This window comes from Pseudomonas sp. xss_2 (assembly GCF_043104195.1).
Lineage (GTDB): Bacteria > Pseudomonadota > Gammaproteobacteria > Pseudomonadales > Pseudomonadaceae > Aquipseudomonas > Aquipseudomonas urmiensis.
On sequence record NZ_JBICKL010000061.1, the window covers coordinates 77,878 to 95,255 of the forward strand.

The 17,378-nt window shown below is 55.5% G+C and carries 15 protein-coding genes; all 15 read right to left on the reverse strand.

All coding sequences use genetic code 11. From position 1 onward, the window contains the following. Position 1 precedes the first annotated feature (1 nt). Positions 2 to 2,776 (reverse strand): malto-oligosyltrehalose synthase, encoded by a 2,775-nt coding sequence (locus tag ACF8K2_RS15355; protein ID WP_392465704.1) that lies wholly within the window; start codon positions 2,774 to 2,776, stop codon positions 2 to 4. Next, the gene (gene malQ, locus ACF8K2_RS15360) at positions 2,773 to 4,842 is read right to left on the reverse strand and encodes a 4-alpha-glucanotransferase (protein ID WP_392465706.1); all 2,070 of its coding nucleotides are present in this window, start codon (positions 4,840 to 4,842) and stop codon (positions 2,773 to 2,775) included. Before malQ ends, ACF8K2_RS15355 begins: the two co-directional genes overlap by 4 nt. Next, entirely contained in the window at positions 4,839 to 6,668 is a 1,830-nt protein-coding gene (treZ, locus tag ACF8K2_RS15365) for a malto-oligosyltrehalose trehalohydrolase (RefSeq protein WP_392465709.1), read from the reverse strand. Before treZ ends, malQ begins: the two co-directional genes overlap by 4 nt. Positions 6,669 to 6,682: 14 nt before the next feature. After that, positions 6,683 to 8,242: a glycogen synthase GlgA gene (glgA, locus tag ACF8K2_RS15370; RefSeq protein WP_186554827.1), complete on the reverse strand. Its 1,560-nt coding sequence runs from the start codon at positions 8,240 to 8,242 to the stop codon at positions 6,683 to 6,685. Between the two features lie 870 nt (positions 8,243 to 9,112). Next, on the reverse strand, positions 9,113 to 9,508 hold the full coding sequence (locus tag ACF8K2_RS15375) for an Imm44 family immunity protein (protein ID WP_392465712.1): 396 nt from the start codon (positions 9,506 to 9,508) through the stop codon (positions 9,113 to 9,115). Between the two features lie 227 nt (positions 9,509 to 9,735). Continuing rightward, a complete protein-coding gene (locus ACF8K2_RS15380; protein WP_392465715.1) occupies positions 9,736 to 10,125 on the reverse strand; it encodes a hypothetical protein in 390 nt (129 codons plus the stop codon). Positions 10,126 to 10,159: 34 nt separating this feature from the next. Beyond that, positions 10,160 to 10,564, reverse strand: coding sequence for an RHS repeat-associated core domain-containing protein (locus ACF8K2_RS15385; protein ID WP_392465718.1), 405 nt, complete (start codon positions 10,562 to 10,564; stop codon positions 10,160 to 10,162). Positions 10,565 to 10,621: 57 nt separating this feature from the next. After that, positions 10,622 to 11,062, reverse strand: a complete 441-nt coding sequence (locus ACF8K2_RS15390) for a hypothetical protein (RefSeq protein WP_392465719.1) — start codon at positions 11,060 to 11,062, stop codon at positions 10,622 to 10,624. A 59-nt stretch (positions 11,063 to 11,121) separates the two neighbouring features. After that, positions 11,122 to 11,433, reverse strand: a complete 312-nt coding sequence (locus ACF8K2_RS15395; RefSeq protein WP_392465721.1) for a hypothetical protein — start codon at positions 11,431 to 11,433, stop codon at positions 11,122 to 11,124. Positions 11,434 to 12,092: 659 nt separating this feature from the next. Then, positions 12,093 to 12,563 (reverse strand): DUF4304 domain-containing protein, encoded by a 471-nt coding sequence (locus ACF8K2_RS15400; RefSeq protein ID WP_392465724.1) that lies wholly within the window; start codon positions 12,561 to 12,563, stop codon positions 12,093 to 12,095. Between the two features lie 657 nt (positions 12,564 to 13,220). Then, entirely contained in the window at positions 13,221 to 13,445 is a 225-nt protein-coding gene (locus tag ACF8K2_RS15405; protein WP_392465727.1) for a hypothetical protein, read from the reverse strand. 534 nt (positions 13,446 to 13,979) lie between these two features. Further along, on the reverse strand, positions 13,980 to 14,330 hold the full coding sequence (locus ACF8K2_RS15410; RefSeq protein ID WP_392465729.1) for an immunity 26/phosphotriesterase HocA family protein: 351 nt from the start codon (positions 14,328 to 14,330) through the stop codon (positions 13,980 to 13,982). Positions 14,331 to 14,783: 453 nt separating this feature from the next. Then, positions 14,784 to 15,293 carry a DUF4265 domain-containing protein gene (locus tag ACF8K2_RS15415; protein WP_392465747.1) on the reverse strand — a complete coding sequence of 170 codons (510 nt, stop codon included), beginning with the start codon at positions 15,291 to 15,293 and terminating at the stop codon, positions 14,784 to 14,786. A gap of 75 nt (positions 15,294 to 15,368) precedes the next feature. Further along, a complete protein-coding gene (locus tag ACF8K2_RS15420) occupies positions 15,369 to 15,791 on the reverse strand; it encodes a DUF6756 family protein (RefSeq protein ID WP_392465731.1) in 423 nt (140 codons plus the stop codon). An 18-nt stretch (positions 15,792 to 15,809) separates the two neighbouring features. Beyond that, on the reverse strand, positions 15,810 to 17,378 hold a 1,569-nt coding region (locus tag ACF8K2_RS15425; RefSeq protein WP_392465734.1), incomplete at its 5' end, for a polymorphic toxin type 47 domain-containing protein.

Genomic DNA, 17,378 nt, shown 5'->3' on the forward strand with positions numbered 1-17,378 from the left:
CTCAAGATTGTTGTATCAACAGATTGACCGGACATTCAGCCAGCACAGCGCTCAACATCAGCTCTCTAGAAGGGCTGACCGCGCGGCTGGCGAAAAGTCCAGTCCAATTGGCAGGTGACGAGGCAAACGGCAGAATCAGCCGGGTGTCGTCCCAGTTCTGTGCCGGGATCAACGGTGTTGGGCTAGTGCCCAGTAACGCGTAGGTCAAACGTGGCACCACCACAATCGCGCGCTCACCGTCGCCCAGGCGGGCAAACGCCAGTACCTTGTCGGCATGCCGGCCCTGCACGGCCAGCGGCAGGTAGTCACCCCGGCGAAATAACGCTGGGTGGGCCTGACGGCAGTCGAGGACCTGCGCGATCAGCGCCTGCTTGATCCGCCCATCGCGCCAGTGTTCGAGCAGCGCTGCCAGCGGTGTGCTGTCGTCCAGGCTGGCTCGCCTCACAGCGTAGTCCACTGGGCGGCGGTTGTCCGGGTCGACCAGGCTCAGGTCCCAGTACTCATTACCCTGGTACAGATCGGGCACCCCCGGCGAAGTCATCCGCAGCAGGCACTGCACCAGCCCATTGAGCGCGCCGGCGCAGGCAATCGACTGCGCAGCGTCTGCCAGTGAATTGCGCAGTTGCTCATTCTCGCGCTCAAGCAGCAGGCCATCGATATAGGCCGCGCACGCTGCTTCATAGGCCTCGTTAGGCGCGCTCCAGGCGCTGCGCAATTTGGCTTCGCGCAGGGCCTTCTGCTGCCACTGGCGAATCCGTTCGGCGTAGCGGCCAAGGGCGGCTTGATCGTGCCGGTCAAGCTGCAGCGGCCAGCTGCCCAGCAGCGTCTGCAACAGCATCATTTCATCAGCCGGGCTCGGCGCCGGGCCATCTTCCAGCGCCTTGCGCAGCGGCGCGGCCAACTCGCGCCAATGCTCGACCCGGCTGGCCAGCCAAGGCCCACGTTCGCTGAGCACCGCCAGGCGCGCGCGGCAGTCTTCGCCGCGCTTGTGGTCATGGGTGGCGGTGGCCAGCAGGTTGTCGGGGAAGTCGCGCAGGCGGCGCTCGGCCTCGGTGTGAAACGCCTCGGGCGCGGCGCTGAAGCGCTCGGCCTCAAAGCCCACATCATTGCGCGAGAGCAATCGGGCCGAGCGGTAGAAGGCAGTGTCTTCCACAGCCTTGGCCGCACTCGGCGCGGTCAGCTGCTGGAAGCGCACGCAGGCATGGCGCAGGTGCTTGCGTGGCCGGCCTGGCGGCAAGCGGCGCCAGGGTTGGCCGCCGAGCCACAGCTGCAGTTGGTCGAGCAACGGCCAGTCGGCTTCGCTCAAGGTTTGCCGGGCGCCGCTCAGGGCCTGCTGGAAAAACGCTTCGTCTTCAGCGGGGCGGCCGATGGCGTTGATATAGGTGCGGTATACCGGGTAATGCTCAACCAAGGCCTGGAGTGCCCGGCGAATCGCACCCAGGGTCAGGTCACGAGTCATCAGGTCGTCGCGCGCCACTTGCAGCAGCGCCTGGGCCACCGACTCGCAGTCGCCGGCCAGGCTGGCGTTGAGCACCAGATGGCGCGCCTGGCGGACTTCTTCAGGGAAGTCAGGGCGCTCGCTGACGCTGCGCCACAATTCAGTCAGCGGCTCTTCACCAGTGGGGTCGTGCTGGAGCAGCGACACCTGGTTCATGAACTCATAGCCGGTGGTGCCGTCGGTCAGCCAGTCCTGATGCAGGTGCTCATCGACGCCGAGGATCTTCTCCACGTAGATCGGGAAGTGCTCAAGCGCAGCGTTCAGCGGGCGCGTGGCCAACAGGCTGTCGACGCGCCGGCGCAACTTGCGACAGTAACCGCGTGGATCGGCCAGGCCGTCGATATGGTCGATGCGCAGGCCATCGACCAAACCGCGCTCGATCAGCTCGAACAGCTTGGCATGGGTCGCTTCGAACACCAGCGCGCGCTCGACCCGCAGGCCGCCCAGCTCGTTGATGTCGAAAAAGCGCCGCCAGTTGATATCGTCCGCCGCCGTGCGCCAGCTGGCCAGGCGGTAGGTCTGGCGTTCGAGCAGCTGATGCAGGCGCTTGAAGCCCGCTTCGGTGCGGCTGTCGAAGGCGGCCAGGGCCTCATCCAGGCTAGCGCCTTGGTTGACCAGGCGAGCCAGTTCGGCGTGCAGGGGCGCGGCAGCGGTCACTGGCGCGGGCGACTCATGCAGGCTGTTGAAGCGTTGGGCCAGCTCGCGCAACTGCGGGTGCTGGCTGTGCCCCAGGATGCGCGGGTAGTCCAGCGGGCAAATGGGGAAGCGATGGTCGTAATGAGCGACCTCCAGTACCCCTTGATCGGCGTCGAAGGTCAGCGGGATGTCGCCCTGTTGCAAGGCCACGCCATAGTCTGTGCCGAGAAACGGCAACAGCAATTGGCCGGCCAGCAGCGGGTCGCTGGAGTGCCATTGAATGTCGAAGAACTCGGCATAGGGGCTGCGTCGCCCCCAGGCCAGCAGGCTCTGCCACCAAGGGTTGTCGGCGCCGCCCACGGCCATGTGGTTGGACACCGTGTCGAGGATCAGCCCCATGCTGTGCTGACGCAATGCACCGACCAAGCGCAGCAGCGCGGCTTCGCCGCCCAGCTCCGGGTTGACCCGGGTCGGGTCGACCACATCGTAGCCATGCCGCGAGCCGGCGCGGGCCTTGAGGATCGGTGAGGCGTAGAGGTGGCTGATGCCCAAACGGGCGAAGTACGGCACCAGCGGCACCGCGTCATCCAGGGTGAAGTCGCTGTGAAATTGCAGCCGCACGGTGGCGGTCAAGGGTTTCATCGGTCACGCTCCCAGGCTTGTTCTCGGGCCTGGGCCAGCAGCTCCAGGCGCCGTGCGGCGTCTTCATCGTCGAGCAGGTCGCGTACCGGCAGGGCGAAACGGCGACGCCAATTGGGGTGGCCTTCGGTGGTGCCGGGCAGGTTGGCTTGCTCGTCGCTGCCCAGCAGGTCCTCCAGCGGGATCAGCACCAGCGGCGCGCGGGTATGGCCGACGTAGCGGATGGCCGCATCGATCAGCTCGTCATCGGATTTGAGCGGGCCATAGTTGGCTTCCAGCAGGCGGCGCAGCCCCTCGCGCTCTTTTTGTCGGTCATGGCGCCAGTGCAGTTCGGCAGGCGCATCGATCAAGTGCAGGCGGTGATACCAGTCGATATCGCGGCTTTGCAGCCAACCGGCCAGCGGCGCCAGGTCGTGGGTGCCGGTGGTGGCCAGGGCGTTGTCGGGCCAGTCGAGAATGGGCTTGAAATGGCCGGTCGAGGTCTGCTCGAAGGGCAGCACGCGCATGCCCAGTATGGCCTTGTCGGCGAGCACTTCGCGCAGGCCTTCTGGTACCGTGCCGAGGTCCTCGCCAAGGATCACCGCCTGGTGGCGCACCGACTCGAGGGTCAGCAAACGCAGCAGATCATCCAGGGGGAAATTGAGGTAGGCGCCCTCGCTGGGCTTGGCACCACGGGGGATCAACCACAGCCGGCGCAGGCCCATCACATGGTCGATGCGCAGGCCCCCGGCATGGGCCAGATTGGCCCGCAGCATTTCGATGAAGGCGCGGTAGCCGTTGCGCTTGAGCCCTTCAGGTGAGAACGCGCTGATGCCCCAGTCCTGGCCGGAGCGGTTGAGGATATCTGGCGGGGCGCCGACCGTCAGCTCAGATAGCAGCTCGTCCTGGCGGCTCCAGCCTTGGCTGCCAGCACCATCGGCACCCACCGCCAGGTCGGCGATCAGCCCGACTGCCATGCCGTTGCCGCGCGCTGCTTCCTGGGCGCGTTGCAGGCCGCGCTCAGTCAGCCATTGGCAGAACGCGTGATACTCCACCCAGGATGGATGGGCGCTGGCGAAGGCTTCCACCTCGGGGTGATATGGGTCGTGCCAGGCGGCCGGCCAGTTGCGCCAGTCGGCACCCAGGCCGCGCTCCATGGCTTCGGCTTGCAGCACCTCGAAGCGGCAATGATGCTCCAGGGCTTGGCCACCGGCTTGGCGAAAACTGTCGAAGTCTTCGCGCAGCGGGTGATTGCCCTGGCTGAAATCCTTGTACAGCGCCTTGAGCAGACGCTGTTGGGCGTCGGCGGCGCGTGGCCAGTCGACCAACGACTGGCGCTCGAGCTCATCGAGCGTGGGTTGCAGCTCGCAGGCCTCGATGGCCAGGCGCACGGTGCGCTCGCCGAGCAGCGCCGCGGGGCTGGCGTAGAGGCTGTTGAGCAGCAGCCGGCTGGACGGGGAGTAGGGGCTGTAGTGGCGCTGGTGGGCGCCAGACAACGCGTGGATCGGGCTGATCGCCAAGGCATCGGCGCCACGCTCGGCCGCACTGCGGGCCAATTGCTCCAGGGCCAGGCAGTCGCCATAGCCGCCGTCACCCGGGCGGCGCAGGCTGTACAGCTGCACCGACAGGCCCCAGCAACGCGGCGGTGGCTCTTGAACGGCATCGTGCAAGGCATGGCAACGCAGGGGCGCTACCGCCACGCTGAAGCTGCGGCCATCGATATCCAGCTGGTGATAGCCGATGGGCAGCTTGCCAGGCAGTTGCGCCTGTTCGTCGAGGTTCAGCTCCACAGGGTCGCCGTTTTCCAGCACACAACGCACCGGGCTGCCGGCAGAAAAGTAACGCGCCAGCGGCAACGGTTGGTCGATATCGACGGTCAGTAGCGGCGGCAGGTGCTCGCTGTCTTCGGCTTGATCCAGGCTTTGCAGGCTGGCCGCGATGGCCGCGTCATCGGTTGCCGGGTGGCCAAGCCCGGCGAGGACTTGGCGCAGTACCGGGTCGCTGACCTGCTGCGGGCGGTTGTTGGCATCGATCCAGTCACGGGCCACTCCCACACGGGCGGCCAGACGGTGCAACGGCAATTCGCTCATGTAGGCTCCAGGGCAGGGGCAAGCAGGCTGACCACGCAACTGTGCGCGGCCAGGGTGGAATCGGGGTGGGCGTTATCGCTGCTGTCGAACAGACGCTGCGCGGCAGGCGGCAGCTCGACCGGCTGCGGCGTAGCGCCCAGGTTGAGGTCGATGCGCAGCTGCTGACCATTGCCCAGGCGCCAGCGCGCGCTGAGCGCCTTGTCGCCGAGCACCTCGGCACCAAGTGCCTGGCTACCGGGCAAATGCGGCGAGACGTGCAAGCGGCGTAGTTCGAGCAATTGCTGATACAGGCCGTGCCAGCCAGCCAGGACCTCCTGGCGCTGGAGCCGAGAGGCCTGGAAGGTGTCGGCGGCATTCGGGTCGGGGATCTGCTCGCGCTGGTCGGGGTCGGCGAACGCGGCAAAATGGGCGAACTCGCCGCGCCGGCCTTCACGCACCGCGTCGGCCAACTCGTCGTGAAAATCAGTGAAGAACAGGAAAGGTTTGCAGCTGCCGTCGTCGTCGCCCATGAACAGCAGCGGGATCATCGGCGACAGCAACAACAGCCCAGTGGCGGCGCGCAGCGCCTGCGGTGAGCAGAGTCGGGTGAGGCGCTCGCCCAAGGCGCGGTTGCCGATCTGGTCGTGGTTCTGCAAAAACAGCACGAACTTGCTCGGCTGCAAATGCGCACTGGGTTCGCCGCGAGGGGTGCCGTGGCGATTGGGCTGGCCCTGGAACACGAACCCTTCGCTCAGGCAGCGGGCGAGTTTTTCGATGGGGCGGTCTTGGTAATCTTGGTAGTAGCCTTCGGTTTCGCCAGTCAGCAGGACGTGCAAGGCGTTATGGCCGTCGTCGTTCCACTGGGCGTCGAAGCCTTGTTCGAGCAGGCTTGCCTGGTTGTGTTCGTTTTCCAGCACCAGCCACACGTGGCGACCGGGCTCATCGCGGGGCAAGCCCGCTCCCACGCTGTTGTTCGCAAGGGTGGCCGCGTGGGAGCGGGCTTGCCCCGCGATAGCGATGGGAGCGCCCACCGCAGCGCGAACCCGCGTCGCCAGTTCCACCAGAAAGTCCGGTTGGTCGATGGCATGCACCGCATCCAGGCGCAGGCCATCGACGCGATAGTCACACAGCCACATCAGCGCGTTCTGAATGAAGTACTCGCGCACTTCAGGGCGGCGAAAGTCGATGGCTGCGCCCCACGGCGTCTGCCGATCCTGGCGAAAGAACGGGCTGGCGTATTCATGCAGGAAATTGCCATCGGGGCCGAAGTGGTTGTAGACCACATCGACCATCACCATCAGCCCAAGCCCATGCGCCTGATCGACGAGGGCACACAACTGCTGCGGGCTGCCATAACTGTGCTGGGGGGCAAACGGCAACACGCCGTCATAGCCCCAGTTGCGCTCTCCGGGAAACTGCCCCAGCGGCATCAGCTCGATCGCCGTGATACCCAACTCGGCCAGGCGTGGCAATTGCCCTGCAACCCCGGCATAGCCGTCGGCCAAGCCCACGTGCAGCTCCTGGATCACCGCCTCGTGCCAGGGCCGGCCTTGCCAGGGGTGCAGCCACGGATAGCGGGCCAGGTCGACCACCTGGCTCGGGCCATGCACCCCTTCGGGCTGATAGCGCGAAGCCGGGTCGGCGACTTCCAGCTCATCATTGATGCGGTAGCGATAGCGGCTGCCTGCCTGGGCCGGGGCAATGCCGCTGAACCAGCCATCGCCTTCGGCCTGCAAGGCAATCGCCGGTTGTTGGTCCAACTGCAAGCTCACGTTGCGCGCATCCGGCGCCCAAAGGGCGAAGCGCGCCGACGTGGCGTCCAGTAAATGTGCGCCATGCCTGTGCATCTTCGACACCTCGATCAGTAGCGGCTGAACTGAACCTGCTTGACCAGCTCTTCATACAGGTGCGCATAGGGCTCGACCGCCTGGCACCAGTTGAACGGCTGGGTCATCGACAGGCAACGCATGGCGTGCAGCAAGTCCTTCTTGGCATAGATATAGAAAGCCCGGCTTAGCGCCTCGCGGTAGCTGTCCACGGTCGACTCGTCGAACAGAAAGCCCGTCACGCCATTTTCAATGGTGTCGGCCAGCCCGCCGGTATTACGCGCTACCGGCAGCGAGCCGAAGCGCTGCGCATACATTTGGCTCAAGCCGCAGGGCTCGTAGCGCGACGGCATCAGCAGAAAATCGCTGCCGGCGAACATGCGCCGGGCATCGGTCTCGTTGAAGCCGATGCGCACGCCGATCCGCCCTGGGTGACGCAAGGCCAGCTCACGCATGGCCTGTTCTTCTTCCGGCTCGCCACGGCCGATGATCGCGATCTGCCCACCTTGCTCGACGATGAAATCGGCCACACCCAGGGTCAGGTCCAGCCCTTTTTGGTAGACCAGGCGCGAGACCACGGCGAACAGCGGGCCTTCGGAGGGCTCCAACTCGAACAGCTTGCGCACTTCCTCGGCGTTACGCGCCTTGCCGTCCCAGTCGTTGATACTGAAGTTGTGCTGCAAGTGGCGGTCGGTGGCCGAGTCCCAGCTTTCGTCGATGCCATTGGGGATGCCGCTGAGCAGCCCTTGATAGGCCTTGCTGGCGAGAAAACCATCCAGCCCACAGCCAAATTCTGGCGTGGTGATTTCCTTGGCGTAAGTGGCACTCACGGTGGTGATGTGGCTGGAGTAGGCCAGGCCCGCCTTGAGGAACGACAACTTGCCGTAGAACTCCATGCCTTCTTGCTGCATGGCGTGGTCAGGGATCGCCAGCTCCGGGCTGCAGCCGCGGCTGTAGACACCCTGGTACGCCAGGTTGTGAATGGTGAACAGGGTTGGCGTGCTCAGCCCGCGCCAGTGCATATAGGCCGGCGCCAGGCCTGCTGGCCAGTCATGGGCGTGGACCAGGTCCGGCTTCCAGTGCGCCATGCCTTCACCGGCCGCGATCTCGGCGGCAGCCAGGCCCAGGCGGGCGAAGCGGATATGGTTGTCGGGCCAGTCGCGACCATTGTTGGCGCCATAGGGAGTGCCCTCGCGCTGGTACAGCTCGGGGCAGATCAGTACATAGATGACCAGGCCGTCGGCCAAATCCATCCGGCCCAGCTTGCAGGGTGGCAAGGCAGCGTGGCCACCCAGTTCGCCAACGATATGGATCGGATTGTCACTGTCCACCACCTGCGGATAGCCGGGGATCAGCACGCGGACATCGTGCAGATGGGCCAGCGCCCGCGGCAGGGCAGAGGAGACGTCGCCCAACCCGCCGGTCTTGACCAGGTCAGCGATTTCCGAGGTAACGAACAGCACTTTGCGCTTGTTCGGATTGTGTTGGCGCTGGGCGCCCGGTGCCTTGGCTGTCGTGGCGAAATCCGGCTGGAGCGGCTCGCGGTTGTCCGGGTTGAATGAATCTACGTGAGGCTCGACAGCGGCACTGATCATACTTCTCTCCGTCCCTATTGGCCGGGTGGCAGGCACCCGTTGCGTTATTTCGTGTTGGTTCTCTCTAGTGCGAATCTTGGTAGTGCAGTCCTTGCCCCGAGGTCGTGCGCGCACGCACTGCGCGATCAGCATTCCTGCCGATGGCGGTGAGACTGATTGGGGTGGATGGCCGAGGCTGGGGAGGTCCCGTTGCGCTGGCCTACTTAGTTCCTGACCCACCGCTGTTTAGGAAAGTTCGACTTTTTTTAGCTCGGTTTTTCCTGAGCAAATGGCGGGCCGAAACCAGAGTGTAGGAGAGCCGGGGATAAAAATGTGACCCGCTGGTCACTTTCGTTATGAGGCGAGATAGACGCAAACGTTGGCGTCTGTTGCAGGATGTGAATGGAGTGGGAGAGGGGTATTTTTAATTGGCACAACGGTGGGGCGGTGGTGGTTTTCAGTTGCGCTATGGTGAGGCGTGAAAGCGGCGACGCACCATTTTGGGGCATTGCTTGCGGTGTCATAGCCCCTGTTCTTGGCCCACAGCGTCATGCCCCTCTCAGCGCTGGCAACAATTTTGTAGGAGCGGGCTTGCCCGCGATGAGGCCGGCACAGTCACTCATCGAGGTCCAGGCGTTGCTTGCGGTTCCACAGCGGGCCTGCCTGCGAGCGGTCTTGGTACTTGGCGGCCGATTGCTTGTAGAGGCGAGTGGTTGCCCAGGTATTGGTGCAGCAGGTTGTCCATCTGCCGGCTGAGTTGGAGGCCGTTGGCCTGTGGCGCTTCGTGGGGGCGAGCAGGTTGCTGGCGGAGGCGAAGGTTTCCGCGCCTAGCCGGCTGTGTGCGCCGAGCAGGCGGTTGAGCTAAATATATGGGTGGTAAGGATTGCCATGCTAAAGTAAAGCGTTTTTCGCAGAGTTCAGTATGGAAGCAAATTTTTGACGGTCAGTTTCAGAGATTTCCATTTGTTCCATTAAGGATATGGATCTCTCGATTGTGTCAAGGATCATCGAAATCTGTTTTTTGGGGGCGGCAACTTTAAACTCTTGATGAGATATATGTAAGCGGAATTCCATTGTTCTGTTTCTTTTATTAAGCTTTGCGACTTCTGGGTAGTGAGTAATGAACTGGTCAGAAAGAATTACTGAGATGAAGCTCCATTCGAGAATATTTGAGTCAAACGATAGGTGGTGCATTAGTTTACTTATGACGGGTTTTATTGAGTTTCTTGCTATGTGCTCATCGGGTCCCAGGTCGGCATCTATTTCGCCAGACATAAAAAACATCATGGTGAATGTCCTTGTTTTGGATTAATAATCGCTTTGTGAAGTGGCGGGCGTCAGCCGTTGTCGGCAGCTTATATTGTAGGATTTCTGATGTTGCCATTGATGCATTTGCCGTTTTCCACCGCTTGTCTCTGGGCGAAATACAGTATTGTGTCTTTTTAAAGTAGGGCTGTGTGTATCGGTACTTCTCCCGGGAAGTTAGGTTTGTTTTGGTATGGCGAATACCCTAATCAGTTCTTCGTTGCAAGCCTTGTCAAACCACCTGCTTTCAACAAGGTGAACTGTTCCAATAAATTACATTTTTTGAAAAGGTCCTTGGTTCGCTTCATTTCAGTGGATAATCTTCCTTGCTGATTTTTGATTAGATTTTCGTAGTGAGCCTGGCCCGCCTCGTCAGGGTATACAAATAGCCGTGGTATCAGGGTAGGGCCATACTCCTCTTTATCGAAATTCATAAAGGTGATGGCGATGAGCCCTTGCTTAATTTTCTTTGTATGGCTAATTAAGCGTAGAGTGTTCAGGATGAAGTATGAAAATCCCAACAGAAATTCAGATGCATCATTTCCATTTAGCATTTTTTGTAGCGTTTCAGTTCGGCAGTCTCTTGATATAAGAGGCATTTCCTCAAAGCTATCAACTTAGTCAAAGAAGCGTTCAAGGTCTCGGTAAGATTCTTTGGATACTATGTTTTCGTAAAATTTTGGTAAATTCATTTTTCAATGCTCCAGTCATGACTATTGAGCCATTCGATCGTTTTCGGCCAAAGGTTGCTTCACCCTTGCCTTTGTCATGAATCGAACCGTCTTGATTGTATCCAGGTCCGCATTGGCACTGTGCGTGCCACTGATTCTTGGGTGCTATTTCTTCAGGTTCATTAATACAATCGATTTCTAAAGGTGCTTGTTTTTTAAGCACCTTTCTTTGTGCTTGTCTTGGAGTTCCACTGATTTTTTTGGATAAGCCTATAGGGTCGACCCAATCCACAGGATTCGGAGCATAGGCATAAAGATTCAGCACTCCGGCATACCCAATCGGTTCCGCCGAAACAAACCGCCCCACCTGCGGATCATAGTGCTGGTGGAATCTTGCCGTTGAAAAAACTGTCTATGTAGTGTCTCAAAGGTATAGGGAGTATTGTCCTGGTGTTGGGTTGTGTAGGTCTGTGCGACAGTCAGGAATTATATAGATGTTTAGCTGTTTGCCTGTGGCATAACAATCTCCAAAGTTCTGTATTTCTGCGATGGATGTTGGGGCCTCAACATCGCCGTAAATACCATCTACATCTAAGCACCATAAGTCATCAATCTTTACTAAGTGTACACCGGTGCAAATGGAATGGGCCTGGTTCCCTTTCCATAGAATTTTAAGGTCTACAACATCCTCTACGATTATTTTGATAGTGTCCCATCGCTCGCTGGATGCAAGGTGGTTTTTTGCGTAAAAAAGCCCCTGCACTGAAAGATTTCCTGAAGCCGGATAGAAAAATCCGAATGATAAAACTAATCCGTCATCAAGGTTGTGGTATTCGGTCATGAACTTGGCTTTAATGTCGGTCATGGCTACATGTCATTGATTTTATTTGTTGTTCGTTGCCCGTTGAGTGATAAGTTTGAGCGTTATTTGATTATTTGGAAAGTTATCCAGCCTTCGATTATTTGCAGGTCTTTGATAGTGAGTTTATTTTCTGGATTTGTATCTGTTGTGGCGTAAAAGTTTAGCGAGGCAATTTGTTTTTCAAGTTGATCTGCATGGGTAAGGAGGGTCTGGTTTGCTGCGTGCTCTAGACTTCTGAAGAGATTTTCGTACTTCTTAAAATATTGTGTTGGTAAAAACGTTCCACAGATCTGTAATTCTGGTTCAGCTGTTGTTCTGCCAATGAGAGTATGGGTGCTGTCAAATATTTCGAATGTCGATTTGTTGGTTAGCATTTGGTGTTTTCTCCTAATGCGTTAGTTGATTTTCTTGGTGTTCTCTGTGAGTGCTAAGTATCCTCTGATGAAGCGTGATGCCTTGGCTATATGTTTGTTGCGTGCAATTCCATGTAAAAATCCCAGTGTATGACAGTTTTTCTATTTTCCGATAGAAATATTGTATTGGTTAAGCCAAGCTCATCTATAAAATAAAGCCACTCCCGTAGGCTCGCTCTAATTGCTGGAAATGCATCGTCAATATTTATGATGAATAATTTTTCGTGTGGAGTTGGTTTCATGTAGGTGAATATTTTTTTATCTCGATAGCTAGTTTGTCTCGCTGGATTTTGCCGAACTCTTCTTTTTTGAGGATGCGGCTCCAGTGAATGGCGGATGAACTTACTGGGAGAGCTTTGCTGAGTAGGGCTATTATTTAATTTTCTTCATCGGTAGTACATGATTTATTTGTGATAAAGCTGATGCATTCACTGGTAAAATTCATCGATTGAATCTCTTAATTATTCTTGCCACTGTTTTGGGGTGGCTTCAAGGCAGATCGTTCAACCTAGTTCTTGCCAGCAGAATGTGTGTTCAAGGCCACTGTTGATCGTCTGTTAAAAATTGTCGTGCGATCTCATCGTACTGTCATCTCTAGCGCCAACGTAGCTAAGCTTAGGTCAAACCTCTTTGAGTATCATTGCGCTGAGTTTATTTTGGTCTCTCAGGGATTTTATGTTATCGCGCGCATAGTTTTTTTGCATGAAGCTTAAAAGTTTTTTTAGATTGTCCATTAGTACGTTGGCAATGCTTTCGAGTTCGTGCTGTTTGACGAGTGAGTCAAATGTTTCCTGTAAATTTTGCGAGGCTCCAGGGAAGTCATCTAGCCTGAAATCAACATGAATTTCAGTTGTTGGATTTTTTACATTAAAAGCGCCGTTTAATTCTTGTGCGCTAGGTCGGGTGCATAATAGCTCTTTATAAATAACGCCAACATTTATATAGAATGTCTTGTTGTATGCTGATTTTTGGTGATTTATTAGTAGGTAATAGTCGGCTTCCTCGATGAAGCGAGTGGCTCCATCCCCCTGGAAGCCAAGTTGCACTGAGGTTGAGTTGAATATTTTATTCGTTGTTACAGATTTTTTCATGGTTTCGGTATCACTAGTCGTGAACTTCTAACGCCGGTTTTAGGGTATAGGATATCAAGTATATCTTCGTGGTCTTATAGGTAAATTTTTGATGGGGTGTGTTTGTTCTCTGGGGTGTTAAGTGTATGGGTATTTTATGTGGTGGGTGTAATGTATGGGGTGAGAATTTCTATAATCTCTTCCTTTGTAAAAGTGAACTCATCTCCCGCGTCCATGCTGCTAAGTTTGTCAATGCTGGCGCAAAAAGGCTGGTCGTCGGAAAGGTAGATTTTTTCATCCAGCCATATTTTGAATATATATTGAGCCGCTCGATCGGGCTGGTATTTGTACATATTCAAGTAGTCTAGGATTTCGGTGGCTATCCTAGATTTGTCAATTTCGTGACTCACCTTGTGCACTCGCATTTGATAGTCAGGCCTTCAGGTATGAGTAATCGTTGGTGTGTGTCCGCTTGAAGTTTCTTCTCTCGTGCTTCCTATGCACTGAAATTAGATCCACTCTCCTACCTTCGATAAGAGATTTCCAAACGGCACTAGTCGCTGCGTTGCAAAGACCTATGAGTCTGTTGAGATTATCTTTTGTTATTAAGATGTCACTTGTTTTTTGGGTTTTTACAGTAGGGGTTATAAAGTTTTCCGACTGTTCTTCGGTTGTGCTTCACTCTACTGTCCAATCTATTTCCCATTTTGACTCTTCAATATATTTTTGTAGGGTTTCCTCTGTTTCTACCCAGTTGTCGAATCCGCTGCTTATATCAAGGCTGGATGAGGTCAGTATAATATAGCCTCCCGTATTTTCTTTGTCGCATATTATCCTTATGTAGTAATCCTTGTCATTGCCAGCGATTATTCGTCCAGTTTTATTGAGTTGAGGTGTGATCATCAACTTTCCCAAAATGGTATGTGATTATTTGTTTTAGGTATGGTGGGGTTTTGGTCGTATATGTTCAGATGTTCATTCGGAGTAATAGGGGTGTGATTTCCTTTAGTGGATTTGTTGTCGATTCTTAATTCTTGTCATCCGTCAGTGCTGCTAAATACTCAGCTACCAGTTTTTACCAATCTCACTATATTCGTCCCCCAGAACCACTGCAGCTTTGCTCTAGCTGTTCTCGGCCATGAGCAGCTGGCCGTTGCCGTCGTAGTGGAAGGCTTCGCTTTGCCAGTGCTGGCCATGGCGGTGGCTGAATGTGGCTCTTCAGTGTCTCAACGTTGAAAAGGGAAGACCAGATTATTAAAGAACTTTTGATTCTCGCGTCAGTCTTGCTGGCATGTAAAACAGAGTACATGCACTGGGGGAATCAAATTTTCTCTATCAAGCCGGGCATTTCAATGACTCTACCCACTTGTTTGGAATGCCCATGAGATAATCACGTAGCCTATCTTCAATTTGTTCTGGGGACCATACGGCAGCTCTTTATAAATGCAAACACTCCTCTCGAAATGCTGGGACTTCTATGCCGTCTTTGTATCTTGAGAATTTTTTGCTGATGGGGTCTATTTTAAAGAACCATGGGTCTTCCATAAAAGGAGTGTCAATTGGTGAGTTTCCGATTATCATCCAGTTTTTGGATTTAAATGCGCTTTTCATTACCCATACTTTGAATAATATATTTCTGCTCAAAAGGCCTTCCGGTGGGGTCTGGGTTTCTGTGGCAACATCGTAAAAGGCTATGAGCGGGCTTTTGAGCACTCGACCAAAGGCGTAGGACCCGTTTTTTGAATCGATTTTCAGTATATCGCCTAAGGTACCATTCTTTTTGCTCATGATTATTCTCCGAATTCCTGGTGCGGTGCATCAAAGTAATTTGATGTGTTTTTGGTTCTCGGGGGAATTCCATTCAGCACATTTCCCGACGTACCTCTCATCGATTGTGCTTTCCCGTTGGTGTCAGGATAGGATTAAGCTCTCCACGTGTTAAGGATAAATTTGAGCTTTATTTGACTATTTGACTATTTGAAAAGTTGTCTAGTCTTCGATTATTTACAGGTATTTAAAAAGTGAGTTTATTTACTGGTTTTTTATCTGTTGCGGCGTAAAAATTCAGCTAGACTATTTGTTTTTAAGGTGATCTGCATCGGTTGCGCTTTCGTCAAGGTATGTTGTTTTGTTGTCTTTTTATTTGGATGCCGCAGGGGTCTCCTTAATTTGTTTGTTGGTGTGGTGGTCCAATACTGAGTGGCTGTTATAGGTGTTTGATTTTTCGATGTATTCAAGGTGTCATTGGGTTAAGGTTGGTTTTGCCGGGGTTTCTACTAGGGTGGCCAGTGATAGGCATTCTAACAGTCTGTCCTGAGGGATGTTTGTATGTTGCAGGCACGCGTCTTCGAATGCGATAGTGTCACCATTTTGTATGTTTGATAAGTAATCATCAATCACTTCAAAAGAGCACTTTGGGGGGATGTCGACCGAAAATAGTGATAGCCCATGAGATTTTGAACAGTTCCCCCCATTCTTCTTGATGAAATCTATTATCTCCATGGACTCATCCTTGTTGCTTGAAAAAACTCTTAAAGTTGAGTGTCCGCCTTTAGATGTTATCGTGTCTGCATAACGCTCCCCGTCTTCGAACTTCACACTCACTGAGTCCCCTTTGCTAAGGCCGTATACATAGTACGGAGTGTTGTCTATTGTGCATGTGTCGTCAGGGTTGAGGGTGGCCCACAGTGATTCATAGGAAACGGGTGGGTAGTCATCTGAGTCGATTCTTAGTCGGACTAAAATTTTGATGAGTTTTTATTCCTGAGTTCATTACTCTGGTGGTGCTCGGCGCGCTCATCAGCTTTAGCAGTATGTGCGGGTAGTTCACTTGTTGTCGTCAATGATTAAAAGGAGGTCCCCGTGGTCGTTCTCTGCAAGCAGCCAGGACAAATCCTTTGGTGTAATGTAATACTCAAAGTAATAGCATTCTTCGAGTACTGAGGGTATGAGTTCGATAGGAAGTCCTAGTATGATTTTTTCTTCATTATCTTCGTCTGCGATGAGCCAAACATCTTCATGGGTTTTTGGCGCTATCTGAAGGATTTTAAGGTGTCCTTGGCTGTCAGGTTGCTCATATATTTTCGGCTGTTTTTGCATAGAGGTCCACCACGCCCTAGGATTTCCTCTGATGTATTTTTTCTCGATTGATCTCACTATTGTGTTTATTTCGCTTTTGCTAGGTTTTTCGATTTTGATATTTATTTTTTTTAGTGCGCACTCTAATTCTTTGTATAGTTCATTGTTCATGCTCGCTTGGTCCCCGGATTATGTTTTGTTGTCTGGGCGGTGAGGGTGCTGCGGGCCTGAGTAAGTAATATTTCCTCGTTCACCACAGTCGCATCTTTTACGTTTCCCAGCAGATTGCCAGCCAACGTGCGGTTTGTCATGCCCGCTAGCGGCATCCATGTCAGCATGTGGTGCGTCATATGCTACCTTTGCTCCACCAGTACTTTTAAATTCTACAATTGTTCCCGTTGCTGGGTCGTGTTTCGAGAAGTTAACTTTTTCGGGGTCTGTCATTCCCGCATTTTTAAATGCTTGAACTCTGGCGGAGTCAAAGTCATTCGAATGAGTAACTTTGGCCAGTCCGAGTGGATCAACCCACTCAACTGCATTCGGCGCATATTGATAAAGATTCAGCCCCCCGGCATACCCAATCGGATCCGCCGAAACAAACCGCCCCACCTGCGGATCATAGTACCGGTACCGGTTGTAATGCAGCCCGGTCTCGACATCCAGGTACTGCCCCTGAAACCGTAGCGCAGTGTCGAGTTTCCTGCGCTGCGCGGCCTCGCTGAGCCTCACCTGGGCCTGCCCCCAGGCCTGGTAGTCCGCCCGCCAGACCATTTCGCCGTGCTGATCGGTCAGCTCCAGCGGGGTTCCGAGGTGGTCGCATTGGTACCAATCCAGCACTTTGAAGGCCGGTGCCTGTGGCTGGTATTGCCAGACCGGATCCTGATCGATGTCATACGGCCCGTCATAACTGGGCTCGGGCAGCAGGGCGATTTGTTGCTCGTACGAGGCCTGCACCAGCGGCACGAAGGTGCCTGGCTCGTAGAGGTAATGGGTGGTGCGTTCACCGCGCGGGTGGTAGGTGCTTTCGAACGCCAGGTGGTCGCCGTCCCAGCCATAGATGCTGCTCTTGCAGCCGTAGCGCTCATCGAGGTCCAGGCGTTGCTTGCGGTTCCACAGCGGGCCGGCCTGCGCGCGGTCCTGGTACTTGGCGGCCGATTGCTTGTAGAGGCGCCGGCCGAGGGCGTCGTAGCCGTAGTTGACCTTGAGCCGGGCATCTTCGTAGCCCACCAGGCGGTCGTACAGGTCCCAGGTGAAGCGGCCGTGCTGGCCGTCCAGCCAGCGCTCGCTGAGGTTGCCGCGGGGGTCGTAGCGGTAGTGGTTGCCCAGGTACTGGTGCAGCAGGTTGTCCATCTGCCGGCTGCGTTTGAGGCCGTTGGCCTGGGGCGCTTCGCGTGGGTCGAGCAGGTTGCTGGCGGGGTCGAAGGCGAAGGTTTCCGCGCCTAGCCGGCTGTGTGCGCCGAGCAGGCGGTTGAGCGGGTCGTAGCGGTAGCTGAGCGTGCCGCGGTTGCTGTCGTCGATGGTGGTCAGTTGGCCGGCGGGGTCGTAGTGGTGCTGGCGCTTGTGCAGGTAATCGTTGCTGCCGGGCCGGGTGAGGCTTTGCGTGTGCAGGTAGCCGTTGGCCGTCCATTGCTGGCGTTGCTGCAGGCCGTTGCCTTGCACGCGGCCGATTTCCCGGTGCAGGGCGTCGCGCTGGTAGCTGAGCAGCTCGGCGTCATCGAGCTTGATCGCCAGCAGATGGCCGCTGCCGTAGGTCAGCCA

Excerpts from the sequence above, each read along its gene's own strand:
- ACF8K2_RS15355 (WP_392465704.1), bottom strand. The coding sequence starts at position 2,776 with ATGAAACCCTTGACCGCCACCGTGCGGCTGCAATTTCACAGCGACTTC.
- malQ (WP_392465706.1), bottom strand. The coding sequence starts at position 4,842 with ATGAGCGAATTGCCGTTGCACCGTCTGGCCGCCCGTGTGGGAGTGGCC.
- treZ (WP_392465709.1), bottom strand. The coding sequence starts at position 6,668 with ATGCACAGGCATGGCGCACATTTACTGGACGCCACGTCGGCGCGCTTC.
- glgA (WP_186554827.1), bottom strand. The coding sequence starts at position 8,242 with ATGATCAGTGCCGCTGTCGAGCCTCACGTAGATTCATTCAACCCGGAC.
- ACF8K2_RS15375 (WP_392465712.1), bottom strand. The coding sequence starts at position 9,508 with ATGATGTTTTTTATGTCTGGCGAAATAGATGCCGACCTGGGACCCGAT.
- ACF8K2_RS15380 (WP_392465715.1), bottom strand. The coding sequence starts at position 10,125 with ATGCCTCTTATATCAAGAGACTGCCGAACTGAAACGCTACAAAAAATG.
- ACF8K2_RS15390 (WP_392465719.1), bottom strand. The coding sequence starts at position 11,062 with ATGACCGACATTAAAGCCAAGTTCATGACCGAATACCACAACCTTGAT.
- ACF8K2_RS15395 (WP_392465721.1), bottom strand. The coding sequence starts at position 11,433 with ATGCTAACCAACAAATCGACATTCGAAATATTTGACAGCACCCATACT.
- ACF8K2_RS15400 (WP_392465724.1), bottom strand. The coding sequence starts at position 12,563 with ATGAAAAAATCTGTAACAACGAATAAAATATTCAACTCAACCTCAGTG.
- ACF8K2_RS15405 (WP_392465727.1), bottom strand. The coding sequence starts at position 13,445 with ATGATCACACCTCAACTCAATAAAACTGGACGAATAATCGCTGGCAAT.
- ACF8K2_RS15410 (WP_392465729.1), bottom strand. The coding sequence starts at position 14,330 with ATGAGCAAAAAGAATGGTACCTTAGGCGATATACTGAAAATCGATTCA.
- ACF8K2_RS15420 (WP_392465731.1), bottom strand. The coding sequence starts at position 15,791 with ATGAACAATGAACTATACAAAGAATTAGAGTGCGCACTAAAAAAAATA.